This is a genomic window from Pseudomonas sp. PDM13 (genome assembly GCF_025685765.1).
Lineage (GTDB): Bacteria > Pseudomonadota > Gammaproteobacteria > Pseudomonadales > Pseudomonadaceae > Metapseudomonas > Metapseudomonas solani.
The window spans coordinates 125,845-141,775 of record NZ_JAOTQU010000016.1; the positions used below are offsets into that span (position 1 = coordinate 125,845).

The following is a 15,931-nucleotide window of genomic DNA, read 5'->3' on the forward strand; positions in this document are numbered from 1 at the left end:
GCGTGCAGCGAAGCGGCGGCGTCGATGGCATTTCGAGGGAAGCGGCAGGAGGAAAGTTCAAGTCGGGAACGGGGGATTGCAATGAACTCGCGGGCGCTTGAGCCAGTCAGCTCATGTATACCCGCCAACGGAGGTCATCGTCATGGCGCACTGGACCATCACCTACAGCAAGGACAACAACACCGCGACGCTGGACAGCAAGGCGACGAGCAAGCCCGACATGGAAGATGCCAACCGCGAGCTGCTGGAGTGGGCCCGCGCGAATCTGCAGGCCGGTGAGTTCGCGGAGAGCGAGGACCCCAGCAGCGAGCCGGCGATGCAGTTGCTCAAGCGCTACGGCATCACCCTGACCGGCATCTCGCGGTCCTGACCGCGGCGCTAGCCGCTCGCCTGGTCGTGAAAGCGGCGGGCGGGCGGGTAGCGCAGCTCCTGTTCGACGCTACCGTCTTCGCCGTGCACCTTTACCGTCCCCGCACGGTTCTGCATGAAGTTACCGATGCAATCGAGCAGCTCGGATCGTTCGCTGGCGGTCTTCGACGGGCGCGTTGCACCTTCCTTGCGCAATTCCCACCCCTTGTCCGTCGGGGAAATGTGATAACAGCCCATGTAGATCTCCAGTTCATTCCAAATCGACGGTCTTATCGCCGTTCGCGCACGCAGGCGCCTCCCAAGCACCTATAGAGCAGGGCTGCGCCGCACAGGTTCCGATCTTTGTGCATGGCGATGCCGGGCTGGCTCAGAAGCCTTCGAGCCGCTCTTCGTCATTGGCGTCCGTGGCGTTTTCCAGCATCCGCTCCAGTTCATCGATCAGCGGCCCGCAGAGCGTGTCGAACTGCTCGCGGCTCGCCCAGTGCCGGGGGAACAGGCCGGAGACGACGGTCAGTTGCCCGCTGCGCAGGTCACGGAGGGAGAGCACCACGTCATCGTCGCGAAACTTCACCACGCACATATGGCTGTCCAGCCGTGCATCCAGCCTCTTCTGCAACTCTTCGCCGGAAGGTTGAAACGCCATGGCTACATCCAAGTACAAGTTGATCCATCCAAAAAATAAGCCCGACGCATGCCGCAGCGACCGGGCCTCAAGTTGGGATACACGTGAGTAGTAATTGAGAAGGCCGGGAGGCCGTGTGAGTTCAGCTTGAATAAGGGGCCGGACGGGTCCGTTCGTCTGTTGGAATGTTTTTAATATCATCGAGATGCCGCATTGATATCAGGCTGTTTCTGGCGCTCGGCAACAGTTGCCGATACGTCTTTGGAGTTGTTAGGGGTGGCACTTCAAGTGCCGGGTTAACGTGGCGTACACCCCTGCAGACGCCGCACCGTGCCGCAAGGGCGGTGATCAGCCGATGTTGCAGGATCGCGCCCTGCACCCCTGTCGCGCACGACGCACCACATTGAATCCCTCGCGCTCGAGGTGCATTGCAAGTTGCCCGAATCGTGCATTTTGCTCGTGCAAGTTGCACAGGTAATACCTGTTTGAAGTGCACGGGTTTACCGGTCTTTTGGGTTGTTTGCCATCAGCGCGATATCGAGACGTACAACTTTTATCGTGAAAAAGGCCGCTGATCTGCAAGAACGGCGGAATAACTTCTACTGGCATGTTTATCGCTAGCCGCTATTGCTCCCCTGGGGTGTTTCGGACCTTTTCCAGGCCTGTTTTCAAGGCTTCTGGAGGTATCAGGATGATCACTTCGCTTGCACATCTGACCCTGTATTCCCCCGCGCTCGCCGAGGGTGCCGTGCGGCTCGACCACCGCTCCGTGACCCTGGACTTCGGCGTGCCGCAGTTCGATGGCTGGGCTGCGCTGGATGGGCTTTGCGGCCATATCAGCATCGAGGGTGCGACACCGGAGAATTGGAACCGCACGCGATTGATCGAACTGGAACCCCTGGACCCCAGCCTGGACAAGGCGATTTTCGAGGTGATGGTCGAACGGCCATCGCCAAAGGGGGCGGACGGCACATCGGTATTCCCGGTGCGCATGCTCTGACCCATGGCATAGGGCACGGCCCGAATTCACGAGGCCGGCATAAGGCGTAACAAGGAGTGAATCGATGAAGGCTGCATTGTCTGGCAAGGAACTGGATCTGTTGCTCGCACGTGCCATCCCCAGCTGCAAGGTGGAGAGCAGGACGCTCACCGATGGCACCTTCAACCTGATGGTGCACAACCCCGCGACCCACGAGCACTTCACCGTGGCCGGCCTCAATCATGGGGACTATCAGGACCTCGGCGCCGTGCTGCGCCTCGGCAAGCAGGTGTTCGAAGACATGGTGCTGCTCCAGGCCGGCAGCAGCAGCCGGCGCATCATCAAGCTCGCCAGCGCCCAGCAGGCTGAGGCCCGCCAGGCGCTCTGACGCGTGCCGCCGGGGCCGTTCGCGCCCCGGCTTCCTCAGGATCCCGAGCGGATCAACTCCCTTCCAGGACGAATATCCCCACCTGCGGTTCCGGGCTCAGCCAGTGGCGGGCCAGGTGCCAGCCGGATTCGGCCGCCATCTCGGCGATGCCTTCCAGGCTGTACTTGTGGGAGCACTCGGTGTGCAGGCGTTCCCCGGCGGCGAAATGGAAGCGCCGGCCGGCCGCACGCACCTCCTGGTCCTGATGGCTGACCAGGAACATCTCCATGCAGCTGTCCTGCGGGTTCCAGCGGGCCAGGTGGGTGAAGGTGTCGAGATCGAAGTCGCCGCCCAGCTCGCGGTTGATGCGGGTGAGCAGGTTCTTGTTGAACTGCGCGGTGATGCCGTCGGCATCGTCGTAGGCGGCCTCCAGGGTGGCGGCGTCCTTCTGCATGTCCAGGCCGAGAATCAACCGCGCCTCGCGCCCGAGGAAGCGCCGCACCGAACGCAGGAAGCGCAGCGCCTCCGCCGGGGTGAAGTTGCCCAGGGTGGAGCCGGGGAAGAACGCCACCCGCGCCCGGGAGGCCACGGCGGGCGGCAGGTGCGGCAGGTGGGTGAAGTCACCGACCTGGGGCAACACCCGCAGCTCGGGGTAGGTGCCTTCGAGCATGGTCGTGGCCTTGCGCAGGGCGGATTCGCTGATGTCGATGGGCAGGTAGAGGCCGATCTGCGGCGCCGCGTCCAGCAGCAGGCGGGTCTTCAGGCTGGCGCCGCTGCCGAACTCCACCAGCGCCGCGCCACGGGGGATGACCGTCGACAGTTCTTCGGCGATCTCGCGCAGCAGCGCCGTCTCCATGCGCGTGGGGTAGTACTCGCGGGTGCGGCAGATGGCTTCGAACAGCTCGGAACCCGTGGCGTCGTAGAAGTATTTCGGCGGCAGGCTCTTGGTCGGTGCACCCAGCCCGCTGCGCACGTCTTCGGCAAAGCCTTCGTGCTCGCTGGCGTCTTCACCGGTGCGGGCGTCGCGGGCCAGGCGCAGCCCGGAGAACATCCAGCGTTGCGCCGGGTAGAAGAAGTTGCGATAGCTGGGCCGCGCATGCCCGGCCGGGGTGATGCTGGCGCCGCCCCGCAGGACCATCTGGCTGACCATGAACTTGCCGTTGTACTCGCCCACGGCCCCCGCAGAGGGGTGGAAGCCGGGGTAGGGCGTATAGGCGCTGGCGGTCCATTGCCAGGCGCAGTCTTCCACCTGGCCGAGCAGGCCGGCGCGGGCGGCGACCTCCCACTCCGCCTCGCTGGGCAGGCGCGCATCGGCCCAGGCCGCGTAGGCGCAGGCTTCGTAGTAGCTGATATGGGTGACGGGGGAGGCGTCTTGCAGCGGGTGCAGGCCGCCGAGGCCCATCTCCATCCAGCCCTCATCGCCGCGTCGCCAGTACATCGGGGCTTCCCAGCCTTCTTCCTGCACCCGCGCCCAGCCTTCCGAGAGCCAGAGGTCGGCGCGGGAATAGCCGCCCGCCTCGATGAAGGCCAGCCACTGGGCGTTGCTCACCAGGCGGTCGGCGATCTGGAAGGGTTGCAGGAACACCTTGTGGCGCGGCCCTTCGTTATCGAAGGCGAAACCCTGGCCGTCATGCCCGATCTCCACCAGCCCGCCAGCCAGGGCAACGAAACGCGCGGGCCGATCACTGCCTGGCTCGCGCCACCGGGGGGTGTAGGCGGGCTGCAGGGGCGAGAGGCTGAACAGGTGCAGCACATCCATGAGCAACAGTTCCTGGTGCTGCTGCTCGTGGGCCAGGCCCAGTTCCACCAGCGCGCTGATCTCGTCGGTCACGCCGCCCTGCAGCAACACATGCATGTTCTCGTCGATGTAACGCCGGTAGGCCATCAGCCGGGCCACCGGTGGGCGGGTCAGCAAGCCCCGTTGCGGGCGTGGCTGGCGTGGGCCCAGGGCTTCGTAATAAGAGTTGAAGAGGTAGGCGAAGGTGGGGTCGAAGACCGTGTAGTCGGGCAGGCGCGGAGCCAGCAGGAAGGTCTCGAAGAACCAGGTGGTATGGGCCAGGTGCCATTTGGCCGGGCTGGCGTCGGGCATGGACTGCACGACCATGTCTTCGTCACTCAGGGGGGCTACCAGGGATTCGCTGTGCTGGCGGACTTGCAGGTAGCGATCGAGCAATGCGGTGCTGTTCATCGGCCTCTCTCTTCAGTGCTGTTGGCAGGACTGTTGGATGCGCGTGATGGCGATGCCCAGGCGACGGGCAGGGCGGCGGGCCCCGAACGGGGTTATAGGGTCTGATGCTTTGGGTTCTAAGAAAGTTCGTGTGGTTTTCGTCGAACCCATTCAAGGGGAATGCGGGCGTCGACCAGGTCTTGATTTAATGTCGAGAAAGATCATTTAAGTGATTGATAAATTGAAGATTTATTATCTGTTTTTGGTGGTAGGGACGCGTTTGTCGCCAGGATTCCACTGCCGCGAGCGGCACCTGCACGAGGTGGGGCCTGGCATAGCCGAAACGCGGGTGGAAAAGACCGCATTTTCTCTCTAATGACTTTAGATATGAGTCGTAACTATATGAAAAATATGAATATAAAAAATCTTAATGTGAATTCTAGGTTTACCTGGTGCTGGGCCTTGCGCCTGGAGCACAGGCCGTCGAACAGCCTGAATCTTTGCTGCCATGGGTCGGTCCACCCTGAACACGCCAAAGCAGGAGAGACACCATGAGCAGCAGCCAGCGCAAGCCCTATACGCCCCGCGAGATCGATGACATCGAGGACCGCATGGGCTCGATGGAGCAACTGGATTTCAGTGACCGCAAGGACGAGCGCCAGGGCAGGGTGGGCGACCTGCGTCCGGAGGAAGAAGTGGAGCGCGAGTTCCCCGACCGTCGCGTGCGTGAAGCCGGCATGAGCGGTGGCGAAACCCTGGGGCGCAGCCTGCACGAGGACGGTGTTTCAGCCGACGACCTCAGCCCCGAGACGCTGATCGATGAAAACGAGACCCGCACCGGTCGTGGCCAAGGCGGTGTGCTGCCGGCGGACAAGGACCTGTCGGTGGTGGGCGATGCCGACATCGGCGCAGGGGATGGCCTGGACGAGGCTGAGGAAGCCCGTGCGCGGCCGCTGGACGGCAAGCCCTGGGATGGCGAAGCGGAATAGCCTGCAGAACCCATGCGGTGTCGACCACAAGACGTAGCCTGGGCTTCAGCCCGGGAACGCTCCTAGCCAAGCCCCCGGGCTACCGGGCCTTGCGGTGGTGCTCGCCGATCGCCGCGAGCCCGCCCAGGGCGTACACCAGCATGTGCTCCAGCAGCGGCTGCGGCTCCGTGTCGAGGCCGGGGAGCACGGTGGTGCTGAGGCTGTCGTGGGCGATCAGCAGGAACAGGCACGGCGAGAAGATATTCAACGCGCTGCGCAGTACGGCCGGGTCGTCCTCGGGAAGGCTCAGCAGCTCGCCGATGATGCGGCGGGTGGCGCGGGCCTTGGGGAACGACTCCTTCTTCAGGACGGCCGGCAGCAGCGGGGAGGGCGAGAGCAACTCCCGCGCCAGCACTTTGGCCGGCCAGGCCAGGCGTGGGCTGCCGAGGCTGGCCAGCAGCTCGGTGATCAGCCGGCGCAGCTTGTCCTCGCCGGAGAGTTCGCTGGCGGTCAGGGCTTCCAGGGTCTCCAGGGTCATGATGCGCTGGTGGGCTTCCAGCAGCACGGCGGTGTAGAGGCCGTCCTTGCCCTCGAAGTGATAGTTCACCGCCGCCACGTTGGCCTGCGAGCGGGCGCAGATCTCCTTGCTGGTGGCATTGGCGAAGCCGCGTTCAGCGAAAACCTGGCCGGCGATCTCGAGAATCTGCTGGCGCGTGGCCTGGCCATCCTGGCGAGGCGCGCGGCTTGGGGCCTGCTGCTCGGTAGTTGTCATGGAGCCGACTCTTCTTGTCTTAGTTTAAATTCAAATTTGACTTTGTTTTTGGCCTGTCCTAGCGTCTCTGGGGCCGACATCGCCTTGCCTGGGCGGTGAGATATGTGATCCACCCGCACCTGGTCCTCATCGAACCCAACGATGCAGGTTAACTTCAATGCAAACACGTGTGATGGTGCCATTCAGTTATTTTTCCTTGCCCATGCAGAAGCAGTTCCTGCGCAATCGCGAGGCGATCCGCGGCAAGCCCTATGCGCGCTTCTTCAGTGGCGACATGCGCGTCCCGCTGTCCGCCATGCGCCTGCTGCAGCAGGGGCCGCTGCCCCTGGAACAGACGCTGACCCCCTCGGTGGACGACATCAACCGGCTGCTCGACCCGGACTATGCCAGTGGAGAGGCTGGGTACGCCCTGCTGGACGGGCCGATGGCCTATGTCCAGAGCCGCAAGTTCTTTCCGGGCTGCACGGCGCAGATGTTCGAGTGGTGGTTCCTCTGGCATCCACTTGAAGCCGAGCGCTATATGCTCTGGTTCCCCTATGCCCATGTGAAGAACCCCTGCCTGAACGCCCATAAGCTCTGCGACACCGACCGCTGCTTCAAGCACCGCCTGTATGGCAACAGCTTCTGCGCCACGGAATACGTCGGCTCGAGGTTGATGGACCTGAAGATCGACTTCCACGACCCGGCGGAGCTGGGCCTGGACCCGGCGCTGTACCGCGAGGCGAAGATCGATGGCAGCGTCAGCGCATTGATGAGCCTGGCCCAGGAACCGGATGTGCCGGTGTCGCTGATGGTCCATCTGTTCAAGGAAACGGAGGAGGGGATGTGGCTGACCAGCCGCTACTGGGTCGGTGCGCATCCGTCGATGGCGCGATTCCCCGGTGCCGAACGCGCGGAAAAGCTGCTGGCGGGGCTGGGGCTGGATGCCGCCGGGCTGGAGGAGCTGGCGTTCGAGTTCGCGGTGCATGACCTGTGCGAGTTCAACCATCTGGCGAGCTTCCTGCCGGAACTCTACCGCGAGTTTTCAGGCCACCCGGCCTGACGTTTGAGCGACCCGCGATCCCTGCGGGTCTCGTTCTGGCCTCAAGCGGTGGGGGAGGCGCAGACACCGTTGATCAGCAAGTTGATGAAGTCGTCGATGTCCTGTTCGGCACGCAACTGATCGGTGAGCAACCGGTACCAGCAGAAGCCGAAGATCATATCGAGCAGCAGATCCTGGTTGATGTCCTTCGGCAGTTCGCCGCGATTCACCGCATTTTCCACCAGGCGCTTGGGCACTTCCCGGCGCCGCTCCATGAACTGGTCCTTGAGCTCTTCGAGCGTCTCCGGGTCCAGCTGGGCTTCGGCGATGACGCTGCGGAAGGCCAGGCCGCAAATGGTTTCCCGCCAGATATTCCAGAGATTGTGCAGCAGAAAGGAGAGATCTTCGCGGAATGAGCCCAGTTCCGGAAAGACCCTGACCTGCTCGCTTTCCTTCTCGTAGACCTCCGCAATCAGCGCGGCCTTGTTCCTCCACCAGCGATAGATCGTCGGCTTGCTGGCGCTGGCGCGTCGAGCAACGGACTCGATGCTCAGTCCGGCATAGCCGCTTTCCATCAGTATTTCCGTCGTCGATTTGAGGATGGCTTTGTGCGCATGCGGGCTGCGCAGCGAGCCGATGGAGCTCCTGGAGCGGGTTCGAGTCAAGGCAAAGTCCCCATAGAAAATGTATTGACAAACGGATTCTAAGGTATAGGCTCGTTTTTACGAAACGATACGGACCGTTTCGAGTAGTTATTCTGTAACAGAATCCCTCTTGAGATGAGGGGACCAGGTCGGCGGTCACATATCACAGGCAGATAGACCCTAGGCTACCGGTTTCCCAATCTCATAGGTAACTGAAGCAAAATTGTTTCCTAAAATAGATACGGTACGTTTCGTATCTTGTTGAGAGGGTAAGAAAGACCAGTAGATACCCGCGCAGTGCCTTCAAGGCCTGAGCCGCGCTGAAAACAGCGCGCGCAAGCGTGAGACTTCGCGTGATGTACATCGGTGCCCGTGTGTAAACGGACGCCGTGGACGCGTGCGGCGAGCGAATGGAGTTCTCGCTCCCGACTATCAGAACAACAACAAGCAAGACTTTCTTTTCGAGGTGATTTGCGTGCTGCCTATCCCGGACGGCAAGGGATGGCTCGTCTCAATGAAAATGTGCTCAAGAGGATATAGACCGTGCAAAAGACAGGAATAGTCAGCTACGGCTACGGGTTGCCAGTGTGCCGCCTGAAAGTCGAGGACGTGCTTAGTGTGTGGCGCAATGCCGACCTGAGATTGGTCAAGGAGCAGTTAGGAATAACCGAGCGTGCGGTGCTGCAGCCGGACGAGGATGTCATCACCCTGGGCGCCCAGGCAGCACAGCAGGCGCTGGAGCGGGCCGGCATCGCCGAACTCGAAGCCCTTTACCTGGGCACCTGCACCAACCCCTATGAATCCCGCGCCTCGGCGGCGGTGATTCTGGAAATGCTTGGCAGTGGCTACGACGCGTTCTGCGCCGACGTCCAGTTCGCCGGCAAGTCCGGTACCTCGGCGCTGCAGATCGGCCATGCGCTGGTCGCCTCGGGCATGGCCCGCAACGCCCTGGCCATCGGCGCCGACACCATCAACCGCAACACCGCCCCGGGCGACCTCACCGAAGCCTACGCCGGCGCCGGTGCCGCCGCGCTGCTGCTGGGCCGCGACAACCTGATCGCCGAGTTCGACGGCAGCGTCTCCTGCGCCGCCGACGTCGCCGACAACATCCGCCCCCAGGGCGAACGCTACATCCGCTCCGGCATGGGGCTGGGCTCCGACAAGAACAGCATCGGCCTGGAAGAGCAGACCGCCCGCGCCGTGCACGGCCTGTTCAAGAAGCTCGGGACCTCCAGCAGCGACTACGACTACGCGGTGTTCCAGCAGAACCTGGTCTCGACGCCGTATTCGCTGGGCCGCCACCTCGGTTTCGAGGCGCGTCAGGTGGAGCCCGGCATCTACGCCGGCAGCGTTGGCGACACCGGTTCGGCCAGTCCGCTGCTGGGGCTGATCAACGTGCTCGACCAGGCGCGGCCGGGCCAGAAGATCCTGCTCTCCTCGTATGGGTTCGGCGCCGGCAGCGATGCCATCGCGCTGACGGTCACCGACGCGATCCTCGCCTACCAGCAGCGCGCCAAGCCGCTGCGCAAGGTCCTGGAGAACAAGGTGTACGTGGATTACGGCACGTCGATCAAATACGAATTCAAGTATTTGCGCGCTGACTACGCCCTGACCGCCTACCTCTAGAACAGCCCGTACCTGCAAGGAGCACAACCATGACTGCACGTCGCGTTGCAATCGTGTCGGCCGCCCATACGCCGAAACCCGGCAACTCCCGCGTCCGGCAGACCTTCAAGGAAATGATCGTCGAGTCCGCCTACCAGGCCATCCACGCCGCGAAGATGCACCCGCGGGAAATCCAGGGTGTCGCCTACGGCTACCACGGCGAAGGCATTTCCGAATACGGCGGCCTCGGCCCGACCCTGTCCGACGCCCTGGGCATCAGCCCGGCACCCACCTTCATGAGCACCGCCAACTGCACCAGCAGCTCGGTGTCGTTCCAGATGGGCCATCAGATGGTCGCCTCCGGGGAGTACGACATCGTCCTCTGCGGCGGCTTCGAGAAGATGACCGACCACTTCAACTACGCCGAGTACATCGGTTCGAGCACCGAGTGCGAGTACGACTACTTCCTCGGCATCTCCCACACCGATGCCTTCGCCCTGGCCACGGCCGAGTACTTCCACAAGTACGGCTACGCCGGCCGCGAGGCGGACGTGCTCGCCAGCTTCGGCCGGCAGATGCGCATCTACGCCCACAACACCCCGGGCGCCACTCGCTTCGGCCAGCCGATCCCCAGCCTCGAGGAGCTCAAGCGCACCGAGGCCTGCGGCTCGATGCTGGCCTGGGGCGAGGCGAGCGGTTGCGCGATCCTGGTGGCCGAGCACCTGGCGCACAAGTACACCGACAAACCGGTGTTCATCCGCGGCTGCGCCTACACCGGCGTGTCGCACTACTACGGCACCCGCTACCACAACCCGACGCTGAAGTACCCGGGCCTGCCCCAGGACGTCGGCATGGCGGTATCGGCCAACTCCATCGCCTGCGCCGAGCTCGCCTACAAGAAGGCCGGCATCACCGCCAAGGACATCGACGTCGCCCAGGTCTACGACCTGCTTGGCGCCGGGCTGATCCAGATGGAATCCATGGGCGCCTGCAAGCCCGGCCAGGCCGGTGATTTCGTGCGCGAGGGCGGCATCGCCCTGGACGGGCAACTGCCGCTCAACACGGATGGCGGCAACATCGGTCGCGGTCACGCCTCGGGCGCCGACGGCATCCTTCACATCACCGAACTGTTCCGCCAGTTGCGCGGCGAGTCCCAGAACCAGGTCCCCGGGGCGCGCATCGCCGTCTCGCAGAACCTGGGGGGCTATGCCGCCCACAACTCGGTGATCGTCCTGTCCAACGACTAAGGAGTGTCGACCATGTCTCTCTACCCCGAACAGATCCACCGGATGACCACCGCCAGCATGCTCCGCGAATGGCGCGAGCATGGCGGCAAGTACCGGCTCGAAGGCACCCGCTGCGACGAGTGCCACGAGATCTTCTTCCCCCGGCGCACCGTCTGCGGCGCCTGCAACTCGCTCAAGGTCAGCGCCTATCGCTGCCAGCGCACCGGCCATATCGAAGTCATGGCCAATGCCGAGAACCCGATTCTCGCGGCCATGGGTTATGGCGAAGTGGTGCCGCGGCATATCGCCATGGTGCGTCTCGACGACGGCCTGGTGATCGCCTCGGAGATCGTCGACGTCGTCGACCAGGCCCAGCTCAAGGTAGGGGCGCGCGTGAGGATGGTGGTACGCAAGCAGGTGCGCGAAAGCAACCTGGCCTGGCAGTACGCCTACAAGTTCGTGCTCGACCACTGAGTGTTCCGCTCGCGGAGCCTGCATGGGCTCCGTGGCAGCCATAACAAGAACCTTTTTCCGGCGTGCGGTTTAACGCCCTTTTCTCCTGCTGACGCCTCCTGGGAAGTGCTGGCCCCCGCTAGCGCCGACGGGCTTGGCTGTGCCTGAAGAACGGGTTTGTACCCACTGAATGACCAAATTTTGAACGATTAACGAGGATTCATCATGTCGACTCTTTGCCAGCCCCACGTACTGTTCCCGCAACACAAGATCACCCAGCAGCAGATGATCGAGCATCTGGAAAGCCTGCACAGCGACCACCCGCGCATGGCCTTGGCCAAGCGCATGATCCTCAACACCGAGGTCAACGAGCGCCACCTGGTGCTGCCCATCGACGAGCTGGCCATCCACACCGGCTTCACCCACCGCAGCATCGTCTACGAGCGCGCCGCCCGCGAAATGTCTTCGGCCGCCGCGCGCCAGGCGCTGGAAAATGCCGGGCTGACGACGCAGGACGTGCGCATGGTGATCGTCACCTCCTGCACCGGCTTCATGATGCCGTCGCTCACCGCGCACCTGATCAACGACCTCGGCCTGCCCAACTCCACCGTCCAGCTGCCCATCGCCCAGCTTGGCTGCGTGGCCGGTGCTGCCGCCATCAACCGCGCCCACGACTTCGCCACCCTGAAGGACGACAACCACGTGCTGATCGTGTCGCTGGAGTTCTCCTCGCTGTGCTACCAGCCGGACGACACCAAGCTGCACTCCTTCATCTCGGCGGCCCTGTTCGGTGACGCGGTCTCCGCCTGCGTGCTGCGTGCGGACGACGAGGCCAAGGGCTTCCGCATCAAGGCCACCGACTCGTTCTTCCTGCCCAACAGCGAGCACTTCATCAAGTACGACGTGAAGGACACCGGCTTCCACTTCACCCTGGACAAGGCCGTGATGAACTCCATCAAGGACGTCGCCCCGGTGATCGAGCGCCTCAACCAGGCCGGCTACCAGCAGAACTGCGCGGAGAACGACTTCTTCATCTTCCACACCGGCGGCCGCAAGATCCTCGACGAACTGGTCCGCCACCTGGACCTGCCGTCCGAGCGCGTCTCGCTGTCGCGCACCAGCCTGTCGGAGGCCGGCAACATCGCCAGCGTCGTGGTTTTCGACGTGCTCCGCCGGCAGTTCGACAGCTCGCCGAAACCCGGGAGCAAAGGGCTGCTCGCCGCCTTCGGGCCGGGCTTCACCGCCGAAATGGCACTCGGTGAATGGGCGGCCTGAGCACGCTCGGGCACGGTGGCGCGGGGTAACCCGCGCCACCCTTTTTCTCCTTAGTTGAGGAGGGCAGGCCATGCGCAAGCAGGCAAGCGATACGGGCTGGGATGCCCGCTACGAAACACGAATGGTGATCCTGCTGTCGCTCAGCTTCGGCCTGGTGGGGCTGGATCGCTTCATCATCCTGCCGTTGTTCCCGCTGATCATGCGCGACCTGCAGCTGGACTATCAGGACCTCGGCAACATCTCCGCGGCCTTGGCCCTCACCTGGGGCGTCTCCGCCCTGGGCATGGGCTGCCTGGTCGAACGCCTCGGCGCCAAGCGCGTGCTGGTGGTCTCGGTGCTGGCGTTCTCCCTGCTCTCGGGCTTCTCCGCCCTGGCCGGGGGCGTGCTCGGGCTGATCCTCCTGCGCGGGCTCATGGGCTTCTCCGAAGGCGCGTTCACGCCCACCAGCATCAGCGTCACCACCCAGGTCTCGCACCCCCGGCGCAGTGGCTTCAACCTCGGTGTGCAGCAGGCGGTGTTCCCGATCCTCGCGCTCGGGTTCGGCCCACTGATCGCCGCCGGCCTGCTGGCCTGGCTCGGTTCCTGGCGCTGGGTGTTCGTCAGCGTCGCCATCCCGGGGTTCATCCTCGCCTGGCTGCTGCAGCGCACCTACCGCCCGGTCCCGGCGCCGGCCGCCACCACGGCGGAGCGGCCCTGGCACCTGTGGCTGGCAGCCCTGGGCAGCGGCAACGTGCGGCGCAACATCGGCATCATGTTCTGCATTCTCACCTGCCAGTTCGTGCTCTGCGCGCTGCTGCCCAGCTACCTCACCGACCACCTCGGCCTCTCGCTGGAAGCGATGGCGCTGGTGATCTCGGCGATCGGCTTCGGCGGCTTCGTCGGGCAACTGGTCATCCCCGGGCTGTCCGACCGCTTCGGGCGCAAGCCGATGGTGCTCCTGTCGTTCTGCGCCAGCGCGGCCCTGGTGGCCACCTTGATCGTCACGCCAGCGCAGCCCTGGTTGCTGTTCGGGGTGCTGTTCTGCATCACCTTCTTCAACTTCAGCCTCATCTGCCTCACCGTCGGCCCGCTCACCGGTGAATCGGTGGCGCCGCACCTGCTCACGGCGGCCACCGGCATCGTCATCGGCTTCGGGGAAATCCTCGGCGGCGGCCTGGCGCCGATCCTCGCCGGCTACCTCGCCACCCACCACGGCCTGCCGGCGATCCTCTACCTGGCGCTGGCCGGCAGCCTCAGCGGCCTGTGTCTGGCATTCGGGCTCAAGGAGCGTCGCGCGCAAACAGCGCGCGGCACAGAGCTACCGGCCAACCGCGCATTGTTAATAAGGGAGTAATTGAAATGGGCGACTACCTGAAAGTCCTCGACATCGAACACAGCGGTGGGCCGCGCATCGGCCTGCTGGGCGACGACCCTGCGCACACGGTGCGCGTCCACGGCGAAAGCAGCGGCCTCTACCAGACCCTGCAGGACTGCGCGCGCCGCCACCAGGACCACCTGGCGCACCTGCGCCACCTGCCGGGCCTGACCCAGACGCTGCCCGCCCTGCGCCAGGAAACCCGCCTGCGCCCGCCCGCCATGCCCGACAACCCGCTGCTCACCCACGTCAGCGGCTTGCCGCTGGGGGTGCGGGATGACGCGGGCTGGTTTTACAAGGGCAACGGCCGCGTCATGCGCATCGACCGCGACGACCTGGAAGTGCCGTACCACGTCCAGGCCATCGCGGCGGAGGCCTGCCTGGTCTCCATCTACCTGGTGGGGTCGCGGGGGCAGCTGCTCTACGTCGGCGTCACCCTCGGCCACGACCTGCACGACCCGTTGCAGGGGCAGTCCGCACGCGCCCACCTGCTGGAATGCGCGGTGGCCTCGGAGCTGCTGCTGGGCGAACTGGACGAACCCCTGCACCTGCGGCAACGCATCGAGCGCAATGGCGCCTGCTTCAGCGAAACCCACCTGCGCCTGGACCCGCAAGCCTGGCGCGCCTCGCGGGAAGCCGGCGAAGCCCTGCTGGAACAGCACCCGCAATTCCTCCAGCCGGGCATGGTCCACTACCTGTTCAGCCGCCTCGACAGCGAGATCGTCGCCACCCACCTGCAGCACGGCGACTGCCTGGAACTGAGCTGCCCGATGCTCGACATGCGCCTCGACAACCGCATCGTCGAAGAGGAACTGCGCCACCTGCTCCCGCTCTCATCGCGCCGCCGCGCGGGGCAGGGCAGAGCGGCCTGAGGCGTGGTGCATCCCACACAAAACGCCGCATTCCCATGCGGCGTTTCTTATTCGAGCTCAAGTGGAAGAACCGGCAGGATGAACGCGTGCCGTAGGGGCGTTCGTTCGACTCCTCAGGCTGGCCGACTGTCTTCTCCGGTGAGCACCTGCTCGAGTCCCTGACGGTAGGTCGTCACCTCGAACTCGGGGAAGCGCTGCTTGAACTTCGAGGAATCGAAGAGGTTGTCGTGCTCATAGCGCGGCAGCAGCTCCCTCAGCTCGCGCACCTGGCGGGACACCAGGCCGGCGGCCAACAAGGTCCACTTGCCGAGCACCTTATAGGAGGGCTCGCGACCAACCTGCTCGGAAGCCAGGGCCACGAACTGCCGATAGGTCAGTCGGTCGTCATCGCAGGGCAGGTGCCAGGTCTGCCCGAAGGCATCCGGCGCATTGCCCAGGGCGGCCAGCGCGCGGCTCGCGTCCGGGGTCCAGATCAGGGTGCGTCGGGTGTCATCTCGCACCGGTACGCGTGGCGTCTGGCCCGCCTTGAGTTTGTCGATGACCAGGGTGTTGGTGATGCTCTGCGTCTTGTCCGGGCCATAGAACTCAGGGGCTCGGCCGACAAGCACCGGGATCTCTCCCCGCGCCATCTCCTCCAGCACCATCGACGCCATCTTCGCGCGCACCCAGCCTTTGCGCCCGACCGGGGCGAAGGGCGTTGCTTCGGTCAGCGGGCGGGCGTCCTGCGGGTACATATAGGTGTTGTCGAAATAGACGAACCGAGCCTTGGCCGCACGGGTCGCCTCCAGGGCGTTCTTCAGCATCACTGGGAACTGCGTCTCCCAGAGCTGCGTATCCGGCGGCAGGCCCGCCGTGAAATACACGGTGTCGCTCCCCTCGACCGCCCTGGCCGCCTGCCCAGCATCGAGCAGGTCCGCCGGCAGCAGCGTATCGGCGTCATTGACCTTGCGCGGGCTGCGGCTCACCAGCCTCAGGTCCGTCGTATAGGCGCGGTTCAGCTCCCGCGCCAATTCCACCGCGATCTGGCCGGTGGCACCCAGGATGGTTTGCATGGGGTCTCCTCAAGTCCGTAGCGCGCCCGGAAGCAGAAGGCACGGAGCGCTGGGTCGAACCCTAAGGTTCAAGTCCGGTTCAAGGTCAAGCCGTGCCTAACCGCCATTCACGGCCGTATTGGCGGAGATAAACATGCTGAATGGTAGTTGGCCGGCCAGCGGGCGCCGTCGGGACCGGAAACGCC

General features: G+C 64.3%; 17 protein-coding genes. 11 read left to right on the forward strand and 6 right to left on the reverse strand.

Features of this window, described 5'->3' with window-relative positions:
- Nucleotides 1-142 precede the first annotated feature (142 nt).
- Nucleotides 143-370: a hypothetical protein gene (locus tag OEJ36_RS17545; RefSeq protein ID WP_263402597.1), complete on the forward strand. Its 228-nt coding sequence runs from the start codon at nt 143-145 to the stop codon at nt 368-370.
- An 8-nt stretch (nt 371-378) separates the two neighbouring features.
- Here the strand turns inward: OEJ36_RS17545 and OEJ36_RS17550 are convergent, their stop codons facing one another.
- Both OEJ36_RS17550 and OEJ36_RS17555 read right to left on the reverse strand, forming a co-directional pair.
- The gene (locus tag OEJ36_RS17550) at nt 379-606 is read right to left on the reverse strand and encodes a DUF2188 domain-containing protein (RefSeq protein WP_263402598.1); all 228 of its coding nucleotides are present in this window, start codon (nt 604-606) and stop codon (nt 379-381) included.
- Between the two features lie 130 nt (nt 607-736).
- A complete protein-coding gene (locus OEJ36_RS17555; RefSeq protein ID WP_263402599.1) occupies nt 737-1,012 on the reverse strand; it encodes a hypothetical protein in 276 nt (91 codons plus the stop codon).
- A gap of 670 nt (nt 1,013-1,682) precedes the next feature.
- On the opposite strand from OEJ36_RS17555, the gene OEJ36_RS17560 reads away from it, so the two are divergent.
- A complete protein-coding gene (locus tag OEJ36_RS17560; protein WP_184490469.1) occupies nt 1,683-1,991 on the forward strand; it encodes a hypothetical protein in 309 nt (102 codons plus the stop codon).
- Nucleotides 1,992-2,055: 64 nt separating this feature from the next.
- On the forward strand, nt 2,056-2,358 hold the full coding sequence (locus OEJ36_RS17565) for a hypothetical protein (RefSeq protein ID WP_021221856.1): 303 nt from the start codon (nt 2,056-2,058) through the stop codon (nt 2,356-2,358).
- Between the two features lie 52 nt (nt 2,359-2,410).
- Here the strand turns inward: OEJ36_RS17565 and egtB are convergent, their stop codons facing one another.
- Nucleotides 2,411-4,525, reverse strand: coding sequence for an ergothioneine biosynthesis protein EgtB (gene egtB / locus OEJ36_RS17570; RefSeq protein ID WP_263402600.1), 2,115 nt, complete (start codon nt 4,523-4,525; stop codon nt 2,411-2,413).
- Nucleotides 4,526-5,055: 530 nt separating this feature from the next.
- Between egtB and OEJ36_RS17575 the strand changes: the two genes are divergently transcribed.
- Nucleotides 5,056-5,493: a phosphotransferase system, HPr-related protein gene (locus tag OEJ36_RS17575; RefSeq protein ID WP_263402601.1), complete on the forward strand. Its 438-nt coding sequence runs from the start codon at nt 5,056-5,058 to the stop codon at nt 5,491-5,493.
- A 79-nt stretch (nt 5,494-5,572) separates the two neighbouring features.
- Here the strand turns inward: OEJ36_RS17575 and OEJ36_RS17580 are convergent, their stop codons facing one another.
- On the reverse strand, nt 5,573-6,244 hold the full coding sequence (locus OEJ36_RS17580) for a TetR/AcrR family transcriptional regulator (RefSeq protein WP_263402602.1): 672 nt from the start codon (nt 6,242-6,244) through the stop codon (nt 5,573-5,575).
- Between the two features lie 157 nt (nt 6,245-6,401).
- Between OEJ36_RS17580 and phlG the strand changes: the two genes are divergently transcribed.
- A complete protein-coding gene (phlG, locus tag OEJ36_RS17585; RefSeq protein WP_317891588.1) occupies nt 6,402-7,286 on the forward strand; it encodes a 2,4-diacetylphloroglucinol hydrolase in 885 nt (294 codons plus the stop codon).
- A 41-nt stretch (nt 7,287-7,327) separates the two neighbouring features.
- Here phlG and OEJ36_RS17590 read toward each other — a convergent pair whose 3' ends face one another.
- Nucleotides 7,328-7,930, reverse strand: coding sequence for a TetR/AcrR family transcriptional regulator (locus OEJ36_RS17590; RefSeq protein ID WP_031288662.1), 603 nt, complete (start codon nt 7,928-7,930; stop codon nt 7,328-7,330).
- Nucleotides 7,931-8,452: 522 nt separating this feature from the next.
- On the opposite strand from OEJ36_RS17590, the gene OEJ36_RS17595 reads away from it, so the two are divergent.
- From OEJ36_RS17595 to OEJ36_RS17620, 6 genes are all read left to right on the forward strand, one after another.
- Nucleotides 8,453-9,535: a hydroxymethylglutaryl-CoA synthase gene (locus OEJ36_RS17595; RefSeq protein ID WP_263402603.1), complete on the forward strand. Its 1,083-nt coding sequence runs from the start codon at nt 8,453-8,455 to the stop codon at nt 9,533-9,535.
- Nucleotides 9,536-9,564: 29 nt separating this feature from the next.
- Nucleotides 9,565-10,761 carry a thiolase family protein gene (locus OEJ36_RS17600; RefSeq protein ID WP_263402604.1) on the forward strand — a complete coding sequence of 399 codons (1,197 nt, stop codon included), beginning with the start codon at nt 9,565-9,567 and terminating at the stop codon, nt 10,759-10,761.
- Between the two features lie 12 nt (nt 10,762-10,773).
- A complete protein-coding gene (locus OEJ36_RS17605) occupies nt 10,774-11,214 on the forward strand; it encodes a Zn-ribbon domain-containing OB-fold protein (protein ID WP_263402605.1) in 441 nt (146 codons plus the stop codon).
- Nucleotides 11,215-11,418: 204 nt separating this feature from the next.
- On the forward strand, nt 11,419-12,468 hold the full coding sequence (locus tag OEJ36_RS17610; RefSeq protein ID WP_263402606.1) for a type III polyketide synthase: 1,050 nt from the start codon (nt 11,419-11,421) through the stop codon (nt 12,466-12,468).
- 70 nt (nt 12,469-12,538) lie between these two features.
- Nucleotides 12,539-13,801 (forward strand): MFS transporter, encoded by a 1,263-nt coding sequence (locus OEJ36_RS17615; RefSeq protein ID WP_263402607.1) that lies wholly within the window; start codon nt 12,539-12,541, stop codon nt 13,799-13,801.
- Between the two features lie 5 nt (nt 13,802-13,806).
- A complete protein-coding gene (locus OEJ36_RS17620; protein ID WP_263402608.1) occupies nt 13,807-14,694 on the forward strand; it encodes a fumarylacetoacetate hydrolase in 888 nt (295 codons plus the stop codon).
- A gap of 113 nt (nt 14,695-14,807) precedes the next feature.
- On the opposite strand, the gene OEJ36_RS17625 is transcribed toward OEJ36_RS17620, so the two are convergent.
- Nucleotides 14,808-15,746 (reverse strand): NAD-dependent epimerase/dehydratase family protein, encoded by a 939-nt coding sequence (locus OEJ36_RS17625; protein ID WP_263402609.1) that lies wholly within the window; start codon nt 15,744-15,746, stop codon nt 14,808-14,810.
- Between the last annotated feature and the right edge of the window lie 185 nt (nt 15,747-15,931).